The organism is Prevotella sp. 885 (assembly GCF_002265625.1).
Lineage (GTDB): Bacteria > Bacteroidota > Bacteroidia > Bacteroidales > Bacteroidaceae > Prevotella.
Window position 1 is genome coordinate 1 of the sequence record NZ_NOVE01000073.1, and the last position, 10,828, is coordinate 10,828.

Here is a 10,828-nt window from a genome sequence, read left to right on the forward strand (position 1 = left end):
GTGGCGAGATAGAAACAGAAGCCCACACGTCCGTTGTCCCCATACACCTTGAACAGCTGCTCTGTAAACTCCTTCAGAGTGACCGAAGAAAGATTGAGATGCACAAACTGCTTCTCAAAAGTAAAGAGCTTCGGGTCGTTCTTGTATATGGACGAACTGGATGGCAGATAGAAATTGCCCTTATCCTTCAGCCTTACTATGCCAAATTCATCAGCCGGGATGAAGTGGCAGTCGTGGAAAACACCGTTGCCAAAAGCGTAGAATCCGGCACGTTGCCAACCCATTTGAGTGATTTCCGTTGCCGTCTCCGTCTTCTCGTATAGATATGATTTGAGTTTCGTTAGTTCCTTCTCAGTACCCTTCCAAATGAAGTTGCCCAAGCCCTCGATTTTCTGCTTGAACTTAGCGAGAGCGATAAGATCCTCCTGCTTCAGTTCCAAAATTTCCTCATGTTTCATCGCATTCTTTATTTTATATAGACGTTTAGGATTTGTTGTATCTTTTATGTGGAACAGCGGAACCATCGTGAAGTTCGACCACTCGTAGACACTGCCTTTCTCCGTTATGGACATGTAGCAGCCGTGGTCGATGTAAAAGCCGTATTTGTGGTTTAAGTCGTCCTCATCCAGCTCCTTATGCTTCTTGTCCTGCTCCTCACGCAGTTTCCGCTCCTTATCTACCGCCTGGAGCCATAACCGTCTGCCCTGGTAATACTTCGTGAGCTTGCCGATATACATGGACACGCCCGTCTCATCATCAATCAGCGACAGTAGATAAGCAATCTTCTTGATAGTCAGGCGCTGCTCCTCCGTGGTGTTCGTCTGCGGAAACAGTTTGTCCGCCATCCAAAGAATGAAGTCCGTCTCCTCCGTGGCATTGAAGATATTGGTGTTTTTGAAGAACGTGTCCGGATCCTGCTTCTTGTTGTCGTCCGTGTCCGGGATTTCCTTGATGCTGACAGATAGACCATTTTCCATAGCCAGTGTTCCTGCCTCCATGACGACTTGTATGCCATGGCCATAGGGTTCTCCGTTCTTGGGTGGGTCAGCATCCGGAAGGAAACAGACCTTGCTTGCTATGCGCTTGATGGTAGAGAAATGCGTTTCGTTCCACGCCGATCCGAGCGCAGCCACCGTGTTATATATGCCGATAGACTGAAGACGCATACAATCCGGTGCCCCCTCGACGAGAAACATCTTATCCTGCTTCGCTGCCGTCTTCCAAGCATCCTCGATGCCGAAGAGTACCGTAGATTTGTGGAAGATTAGCGAGTCCGAGCTGTTCAGGTATTTGGGCTGCTGCTCATCCATGCAGCGAGCGGTGAAGCCAATTACATGCCCGAAACGGTCATGTATCTGTATGACGATACGATTCTGGTAGAAGTCATAGCCACCACGATTGAGAAGTCCCAATTCCTTCAGGAAGTCCGCCTTTACTGGAAGCTGCTGCAGGGCGTGCCCGTCTGCTGGTGCATATCCAATCTCTTTGAGAGTGGAGTATTCCTTTCCCCAACGTCTGTAGGCATACGCCTGTGCCTCCTTCGACTGAAGGAATTGCTTGCGGTAAAAGTCGGCGACCTGCTTGTTGGCAATCCACAACGCTTCCTTATGCAGTCGCTTCTGCTTTGCCTCCGCTGATTCCTGCTCATGCTCAATCTCCACGTTAGCCCTTTGTGCCAACGTCTTGACGGCTTCAATGAACGTCTTGTTCTCCACCTTTTCTATAAAATGGATGGCATCTCCACCTTCGCCACAGCCGAAGCACTTGAATCTGCCGGTCTGTGGAGAAACATAGAAAGAAGGCGTCTTCTCGTTGTGGAACGGACAGCAGCCGACATAGCGCGAGCCACACTTCCGTAGGTGGACGTGTTCGCCGATGAGCGCCACGATGTCTGTGCGCTCCAAGATGGTGTCGATGGTTTCTTGTCGTATCATAATGTGGTGTTGAGTGGAAAATGCCCTGCCCATGCACGCTTCACAGCGGACTTAGGCAGGGACTTGTTGTTATTTAGAAGTATATTATTTCGCTTTCAGATTGCGTATATACTCACTTTTAAGAATGTACCATGAGTGTCCTTCCTTATGTGCAGGGATGGCACCCCGATTGATACGCTTGCGAATTGCTTGTGGTGAAGTGCCTAACAGTTCTGCGAGCTGCGCCACAGACCAGATTGTTTCCTCCGAATCGATGATCATCTGTTTCAGGTCAGCGATTGTAAGGCTTCTCAATTTGTTCTCTCCATTCGTATTCATGCTCTGTATTTTTAGTGATTTCCCTTTCATCCAATGAAACAGCAACAATTACAGCTACCTCTTCGTCATAACAAAAGTGGAAGTGTATGAAGATACCTCGGTCAATACCAAACGCTTGGTTGTAGTTAGATACCGTGCAGCGAACAGCGTGTGCCCGACTTCTCGGAAAGGAGGCATACTTCACATCCCCTTCATTGGTTTTCCGCACCCATTCGATGATGCTTGTGACTTTTTCTATTGTCATTTTTTTTCGTTCTAATAGTTTTACTTAGGCTCCAAGGTATGCGTGTTTGTCGGGTAACTCCTTTAACTATCTAAAAGTTAAAATACGATTTTCTCTTCTATATGTTACAGAAAATGCTTATCTTTGTAGTGTTATTTAGAGGTAGTTTATTCACGAACAATACACATCCTCAGATTTTTTTAGCCTATCTTTTCATCGATGAATTGCGTCGGCAAAATTAGACGATTTGTAGCTAAGAATTTTTGGATTTCGCTTTTAATAGTGTCTATCTATCTACTATTTAACATTTCACGAGAGTACAGAAAGGTATAAGAAAGTACATGGTAATCGTGAAATGCAGAGATCTTTTAAATCATTGTTAGGTCTGAATAAACCTAATATAGACAGGTAGATAGATAAAATGCGTTACAAGTGCGTTACACGTTGAAAAAAGTCTATTTTCTTTCTACATGAAATTAAAGAATAATTCTTGTAAAGCAGTGATATATTGCTGATTATGAGTGTTTTTCTTTTACGATACAGAGGAATTCCAAGCGGATCACTTGGATTCCAACGGAATCACTTTGTGACCCCATGCGGGTCACATCGGAACAAAACAACGTCAAAGAGGATTCTACTTCGGTAGTATCCTCTTTGTTGCTTATATACAGTTAGTTACGTGCGAGTAACTTGAATTTCAGACAGTTATTTAGAGGACGAGCGTAATGTCTAATTAACGCAGCGGATTTGAACCTGGTGCTTTGATGATGACATAACGGGACACAACGATACATAAATGTGTGACACTTTGTGTGACACTTTTCTGAAATGTGTGACACTTCTTAAAAATGTGATACACTTTCAGCCACTAAATAGCTGGAATTGGCAAGATAGCCAATTAAAAATTGTTAAACTCCCATTATTCTCATCTCCTCCACTTATTTGTCCGTTGTACTAAAACCTACTTTAACGATGAAGAAGGAATTGGTAGAGGTCGTCTTCGACCGTAGAAAAAACTCCGAGAAGAGGGGTTACGGATTTTTGGAAGTGCAAGTTTATCTTGGACGTGCCACTCGTAAATACATTATGATTGGCAAGTATTCACCCGACGACTGGCAAGCAGCAGCAGCTTCGCCCGAAACACAAGCTCTGGTAGCGAAGTGTAAGAAAATCATTGCTGCGATGGACGTTCTTGATGAAGAGCGTACCTACGACAATTTCATGTATCACTTCAATGGCGAAGACAAGAAGCCTAAGGTGGAAGTAAAGGAGGTGCAGCCAAAAGAGCCGGAGAAAAGTGGAAAGAGCTTTCTCGACTTTATGGAGGAAGCTCTCGCCAATGAAGATTTGCGCGAAGGTACACGCAAACACAAGATTTGTGCCATTGAAACCGTGCGCACATTCGGTAAACTCAACACCTATGGCGACTTGACTCCGAAGAACATCATCGCCTTTGACAACTGGCTGCATGATGGCACCCGTACCGATGTGACGTGTTACGGCTACCACAAGAAAATCCACAAGTGGGTTCGCCAACTTTATCAGATGGGCGAAATCCCACAGGATCCTTATCAAGTGGTGACGTTGAAGCGAGGCAAGTGCCGTGAGCGTGAACCGCTCACCGAACTTGAACTGAAGCTCATGCGCAACTACAAGTTCGAGGGCAAACTTGCCAGGGTGCGCGACCTCTTCATCTTCGCTGCCTACACCGGTCTGTCGTTTTGCGACACCCAGACCTTCGACTTCGAGAGCATGACGAAGAAGGAAGGCAAGATGTACTACATCGATGGTAGCCGTATCAAGACCGATACGAAGTTCTTCACTCCTATCCTCTCTCCTGCGATGAAGGTGCTTGAGAAGTACGACTACCAACTGCCTAAGATAAGCAACCAGAAAGCCAACGACTACCTTCATGTGATACAGATGGAGCTGCACTTCAGGCAGAAGTTGACTTTCCACGTGGCTCGCCACTCCTTCGCTACAATGGCATTGGCTCACGATGTACCTATAGAGAATGTGGCTCGTATGCTTGGGCACCAGGACATCAAGACCACACAGATTTATGCCAAGGTGCTGCGCACCACCATCGAGCGCCATGCCACAGCCCTGCAGCGTTCAATCAGCTAAGACACGATAGAATATTCCCTTTAGTAACTGCGACTTTCCCGACTCATGGAAGGTGGCAGTTATTTTTTCGCATATATACCTCTGTCCACGTATGTAGAACAATGCACGAGGATTAGGTATTGTGTCAGAGAGGAAAGAGAAATGGAACTTCTGCTTTCCATCAATCTTGTGCATTGACAAACGCATAGAATTGGCGATTCCGTCTTTCAGTCGCAAGGTGAATTGAGTTCTGTTATATCCAAATGAGTCAGTAACCTCCACCTTATCTATTATAGGATGTGGCTGATTACCGCCGAAAAGATAATGTCCACTCCAAAAACCGACATATATAACATCAAAATATGCAGATGACTTCTCGGTTTCTCCTTTGCCAATCACATAGCTTGCAGTGCCTTGTGCCAAGTCTCCTGCATCATAGTCGACATCATCGTGATAGCGTACCGATGATAATTGCCCTTCATTGTTCGGTCTTTGTCCTATGTAGATGCCAGAAGATGCAGAGCCAGAAGAGCCTGTACCGTCTTCCGATATAGTCCATGTTTCTCTACTGCCCAACTCTCCGCAGTCGAGAAACATACAATTGCCATACTTGTCGTCAGTACCCTCTATCCATGCAGGAACGATTTTCAGTTCAATATCGTCAGCATCATTATCAACAAAATAATCTCCGAACTGATTTACAGGCATCAGACGGTTATAATACTTGTACCACTTCATGCCATTATGCTTGCTGACAAATTCTGATTTGTAGCAGTACATTATAAAATAGGTATCAATCTCCTTGCAATAAAACAGTCTGTTTCCGTCACTTCCAACTGGATAGCCACGGCTGAAAGACTCGCTGTATCCATGTCCGCTATGCCCCGTAGACTTGTAATAACCGCTAATCTTCAACGTCATTGCCTTGTCAATCAATTCCCGAAATGTATCATAGACCAAAGCCTTTGACTTGTTGGCTCTTATAAACCAGTCGCACGAGTAATATGACCACAGAAGCGCATCATTATCAGCGTATTTCAAGTTAGCCGAAGCGATGTACTTGCTTTCATCTTCTTGCGACACCTCTGTTGTGTAAGAGTCCAAGACCTTGTTTAAGATTACCTCTCCTGCCGATTTTGCCAGACTATTAGAGAAATGAAACTCGATGCGCTTAGCCTTATGGTTGATATCAAAATCTCCAAAAAGGAAGTTTTCAAGATGCTCAAAAAACTCGTTCAATGTCCAATGAGGCAATGCAATGGCAAAGTTCCACGCAGCCCATGCAGCCGGAAGCGTATTGCAAATCAAGAGATATTTATATTGCGATTGCTCCAGTTCAGCAAAGTTCGCCTCATACCCCAATTGCGAACAGATACGCTTCAAGATATACAATAAGTATGGCTGGAACGAAAGAGTACTTTTGACATTCTCGAAGCCAGTGATGAAATGGACAGATGTAGTAACAGCATTTTGTAGATTGCCGGAATAGTTGTTTACCCACGGCAACGGCACCCAGTTGTTCGTTGGATATGGCTTGAACGCTTCTGCTGCTATAAGATTATCGCGCTTGGTAGGATATCCCAAATCCATTTCATTGAGATAGATATCGTCAAACGTTTCGTCAAAGTTCTGCTCGCTGCGACCCTCCAGGAATTGCGTTTTTACTTCTATGTCCGATATTTCTGTTATTGTGATGGAGCCAGACTTCAGGAAAGCGCCGTCACGGATGTCGCAGTCAAAGACCACCTTTGACTTGATAACATCCGCTCTTTGGATGTGCCCGAAGATGGCTATATTTCGGGCGCATCCCTTTAGTGGAAACGTAATTGTCAAGGTGTAGCTGTCACTACCCGTAAAAAGACGGTTCTCGAAGATGAAGTCAAACGAAGTGTTCTTCTTCAAAAAAGCTTGTTTGCCATTGATTATTATTTCCATTTTTATTACTTTTGCAAAATGAAACATACACTAATTATAATATTCGCAAGTTTGACACTTTTTGTTGCAAGTCTTGTCTTTATTGACTATTGGAATTTCGATTTTCCACACTTGCTCATATTTCTTATTGCAAGTAGTGTCGTACTGTATATTTTAAGTAGATATGTGAAAGGTAAGTCTGCAAAACGAACACTTGCCACTTTATCATATATATCGCTTGCCACATGGATTTTGCTCCTAATATTCTTATTTATTGCTATGTATGTAATGACAATTGGCGAGGCTCACCATTAACCAGAGGTTACTCACTTTCTCCTACTCTTTGGTGTCTTGTTACGGATTAGTGTGTCATACTCGTCCTGCGCTTGCTTGATGCCAGTGTCACCCGTGACCGTGTTCACCGTGACAAACGGCTCGCTCAACCTCTGTTGCAACTGCTTCATCGTATCAGCATAACTCTGTATAGCCTTTGTGTTCTGCACGATTGCAGCCGTAGCCAGTCCGTCCGGCTGCTGCTGCACGATGATAGGCTGTTGCTGTTGTGGCGTGCTATATGCTACTGGCGCAATAGTCCGACTCACATCATCGGCTCGTAAGGATCCGATGGTGTTAGTCCGCTGCGCATAGTCCAGGGCGTTGATGATAGGACGTGCAACCGGGTTGGCAAGCATCTCCTGCGATGCCACCCATTCCCCGGCATGAACCACGCCCACCTCCTCATATTTGCCACCTTTCGGAGTGAAGCCACCCTTTGCATAGCCCTGGCTTTCACTCGCTTGCTGCTGCTTTTTGATTGCAGCAATCTGAATTGCTCCTGCAGCCACCGCCATTGCAGCAGCCACTGGTGCCAGGATATAACCCACAAGCGGAATTGCCGCTGCCGAGCCATACGCCGAGATGGCGTTCTGTGCCGTCTGCGCCACCGCTTGAATGACCTGCATTGCAAACATCTTTTTGTTCGCCTCGTTCTTTTTCTTTGCCAGCTCCTTCTGCTTCTGCTCCTCGAGTTTCTTCACCTTGTAGTTGTTGCCCTCCGCTTGCGATATCTCCTTGTCATACCGCTTCTCGATGGCAGCAGTCTGTATCTCCAGTTCCGCCTGAATAAGCGAAGTCATGCCCGAAAAAATCGACGACATACCCGACGTTAGCGTGTCGAAAGAACCCTGCACCGCCTGTCCGAGGTCTGTGTTCAGCCACTCCGTGATGTCCTCCGTCATGTTTTCGAGGAAGTTCTTGCTCGTATCGTTATACTCCTGGCCATACTTCTTCGCCAGTGCTACCTTTGCCTTTTGATACGCTTCCTCGATGCGCAGCTTCTCCTTAGCATCGTCGCCAGCAGCCTTTATCTCCTGTTTGAAAACCTCATCGAGGGCAGCACTATCTTTGGTGTATTTCTCCTTCTTCTCCGACTTGTTATCCCCGAAGTAGTCCTCTTTTATTTTGGCAAGCTCTTTCTGATGCTTCTTCTCGTTGTCCTCAACGGTCTTCTGATTACGCTTTTGGTTTTCAACGAGCTTATTCTGATAATTCTTCTGCGCTTGCAGCTGCTCCTTTGAGCCTTCTGAGTAGACCTTCGTCAAACGACGCAGATGCTCCAACTCCATGAGTTCAAGCGCATCATCAAACGTCTTTTGATCCACCTTCCCATCAATGTACCGCTGCTTCTCCGTGGCAACCAACTCATTATAGTAATCGTTCTCCTGCTTCGCCGATTGCGTGTTCTTGTCATCAGCAAGTTTCTTCTTCGCCTCATAGTACGCTGCTTCCGCTTCCAGCTTCTGTTCACTCGTAGCTTTGCCATTAGCCATAACCTTTTGATTGTACTCCATATCAATCTCCGTCATGCGGTTGGTGTACTCCTCGAAGTCCTTCTCACCTTTGGCATACGCAATGCGGTTGAGAGCTTGCTCCCTGGCCTTCCAGTCCTTCTGCGGTTTCAGTACATCCTCAGTCTTCGTTTTCTTGTCCGTCTTAGTAGGCGTGTATGGAGGGTTCTGCGTCTGCTGTTCCTGCTTCTGTTCTTTCTTCGCGTCATTGAGTGCCTCCTTCTTGATGTCTTCGCCATATATGCCTAAGATGTTCGCCTCACGCTGGTCGAGTTCCGCCAGGTCCTCCTTTGTCTTGGCAAGCGCACGTCTGTTCGAGGCACGCAACGAGTTGACACCCAACTGCACCACCTTTCCCTCCTGACCAGGCATAACCGTTTCCGTCCTTGCCTCCATCTCATCCATGGCAACGACACGCTCCTGCCTCTGCTTTTCCAGATTAAGGTCGACACGCTGCTTTCCGATATCACGCAACTTATCCTTGGCACCCTCAATCTCATACTTGCGAGTCAACGACTTCAAGTAATCATCAAGAGCCTTCTTGTTCTCCTTATACTTGCCCGTGGTATCATCCAACTGGGCATTATAGTTCGGGATAATCTTGTTGAGCGCATCAATCGCCGTGTGTCTGTCCTTCAGCGACTGCGTTTCATCGCGAGCCACCGCAATAAGCGCATCAATCTTGTTCTTCTCGTCGATGATGCCCTCCTGACCACGCTTGCGTATCTCCTGCAAATCCTTTTCTGCTTGCGACACCTCCGTCATCTTCTTGTATAACTTATACAGAACCGCACCGAGAGCAATGGCTCCGGCAGCTATCGCACCATAGCCCGATGCGAGCAGAGCACCCTGCTTTTTGAGGTCCGACATCAGCCATGACTGTCGCACCCAGTTGCCCTGCAATTTGGCGAGACCCATCTGTAACAAAAGGTGTGCAGCGTGCAATGTGGCGACCGTAGTCTTGTATGCCGTTGTTGCAGCCTTGGAAATAACAAGCCACGCATAATGCGCCTTGAAGGCAATGTTTGAAGCGTTCACCGCAATCTTATAGGCAATGAAAGCAGCAGTCAGCGAAGCCAAGGTAAAAGCGTTCTCCTTGATGAACGTGATAGAAGTAGACATGAACTTCAACAACAAAGTGGTGGAAGAGATGACATGCTTCATTATCGGCTGCAGCTGCTCACCAAGTGCCACCGCCATCTCCGTCACGCCCTTGCGAGCCTTGTCAAGTCCTGCCTGCACCGTAGTATTCTGCACATTGAACTCATTGGTGACCGATGTACCCTCCGCAAACGCCTTAGTAGCTTCCTCCTGCTCCCACCGCACCATATCGAGGTTGCCAGCAAGAGCCGAAATCACCTGCGCAGCACGAGCACCATTCTCGCCCATGTCCTTGAATACTGGTGCCAGTACGTCGATGTTGCCGAGTTCGTGCAGACGATCCAGCAACATAAGAAGTCCCTCGTTAGTACTCTTCTTCAGCGTTTCGTTGAACTCCTTCGCATTAAGACCCGTAGCCTTGATGATTTTGTCGTTCTCCTTGAACATATCCATGATGACTTTGGAAACCGCCGTTGCCGACATCTCCACCGCCTGTCCCTGGCTATCCAGCACCGCAGCGAAGCCCATGATTTCCGGGATAGTCATCTTCGCCTGGGCACCCACGCCAGCCATGCGCTGTGTAAAGTTTGCGAGATAAGGAGCAGAAGCCGTGCAGTTCTGCGACAACTCATTGATAACGGAACCCACGGCAAGCAGAGCCTTCTCCGTGCCGAGGCGTTCCTCGTCACCGAAGATGTTTGTCAATTTTGAAAGAGTCAGCGTAGCCCCATCACCGAGGTCGTCCAAAGCCACATTGATTTGGTCGGCAGCTTTCACGAAGCCCAAGACATCCTCCTGCGAGGTTTTGCCCAATCGTCCAGCTTCCTGCGCCAACTTATTCAACTCTTCACGCCCCGTTCTGGTGTCAATCTTCCGGAAGTCCTCATTCAGCTGCTCCACCTCCGAAGCGTTCATTCCGGTAAACTTGCGCACATTCGCCATCTCCTGGTCCATATCCGCAAAAGCGTTCACCGCCGAGCGTCCAGCCATGATGATACCCGTGATGGCAGCAGCGATGCCGGCAAGAGCAGTCTGCCAGTCGTTCAACTTTCGGTTCATCCGTTCCCACAGGCTCTCATTCTCTCGCAACTGCGAGTTCACTTTGGCAATCTCCGCCTTAACACGCTTTATCGCCTCACATTGTCTGTTCCACTCTTCGCTTCCACGTTCAAGCCCATTAAGGTTACGTTTCAGCTGTACCAACGTGCGGTTCAGTTCCTTAGGAGAAGTTTCATCGAGTCGTTGCAGAACATGCTCGACCCCTTTTGCAGCATTTTCAATCTGCGAGATTTGGCGATTGGTTTCCTTCAGTTCACGCTTTAGCTTCGTGAGCTGCTGTTTGTTTCCTGCTGCTGCCGCTTTCTCAATGGCTTTTTCGAGGTTTG

6 protein-coding genes are annotated in these 10,828 nt (G+C 47.1%); 1 reads left to right on the forward strand and 5 read right to left on the reverse strand.

Annotated elements, in window-relative coordinates; genetic code table 11:
* The 3 genes from dnaG to CHL74_RS15920 all read right to left on the reverse strand — a co-directional run.
* On the reverse strand, positions 1–1,934 hold a 1,934-nt coding region (gene dnaG / locus CHL74_RS14085), incomplete at its 3' end, for a DNA primase (protein WP_094881831.1).
* Positions 1,935–2,018: 84 nt separating this feature from the next.
* Positions 2,019–2,228 carry a helix-turn-helix domain-containing protein gene (locus tag CHL74_RS14090; RefSeq protein WP_176452270.1) on the reverse strand — a complete coding sequence of 70 codons (210 nt, stop codon included), beginning with the start codon at positions 2,226–2,228 and terminating at the stop codon, positions 2,019–2,021.
* Positions 2,206–2,496 carry a hypothetical protein gene (locus CHL74_RS15920; RefSeq protein ID WP_176452271.1) on the reverse strand — a complete coding sequence of 97 codons (291 nt, stop codon included), beginning with the start codon at positions 2,494–2,496 and terminating at the stop codon, positions 2,206–2,208. The genes CHL74_RS14090 and CHL74_RS15920 overlap by 23 nt, the downstream gene beginning before the upstream one ends.
* A gap of 951 nt (positions 2,497–3,447) precedes the next feature.
* Between CHL74_RS15920 and CHL74_RS14095 the strand changes: the two genes are divergently transcribed.
* The gene (locus CHL74_RS14095; RefSeq protein WP_094881833.1) at positions 3,448–4,602 is read left to right on the forward strand and encodes a site-specific integrase; all 1,155 of its coding nucleotides are present in this window, start codon (positions 3,448–3,450) and stop codon (positions 4,600–4,602) included.
* Here the strand turns inward: CHL74_RS14095 and CHL74_RS14100 are convergent.
* Entirely contained in the window at positions 4,591–6,483 is a 1,893-nt protein-coding gene (locus tag CHL74_RS14100; RefSeq protein ID WP_254923330.1) for a hypothetical protein, read from the reverse strand. The two genes, CHL74_RS14095 and CHL74_RS14100, sit on opposite strands and share 12 nt — an antisense overlap.
* Positions 6,484–6,821: 338 nt before the next feature.
* Positions 6,822–10,828 (reverse strand): phage tail tape measure protein (locus CHL74_RS14110; RefSeq protein WP_094881836.1); only part of this gene is annotated, 4,007 nt, incomplete at its 5' end.

What these genes read in the sequence shown, in the direction of transcription:
- CHL74_RS15920 (WP_176452271.1), bottom strand. Translation starts at nt 2,496, where the DNA reads ATGACAATAGAAAAAGTCACAAGCATCATCGAATGGGTGCGGAAAACC.
- CHL74_RS14095 (WP_094881833.1), top strand. Translation starts at nt 3,448, where the DNA reads ATGAAGAAGGAATTGGTAGAGGTCGTCTTCGACCGTAGAAAAAACTCC.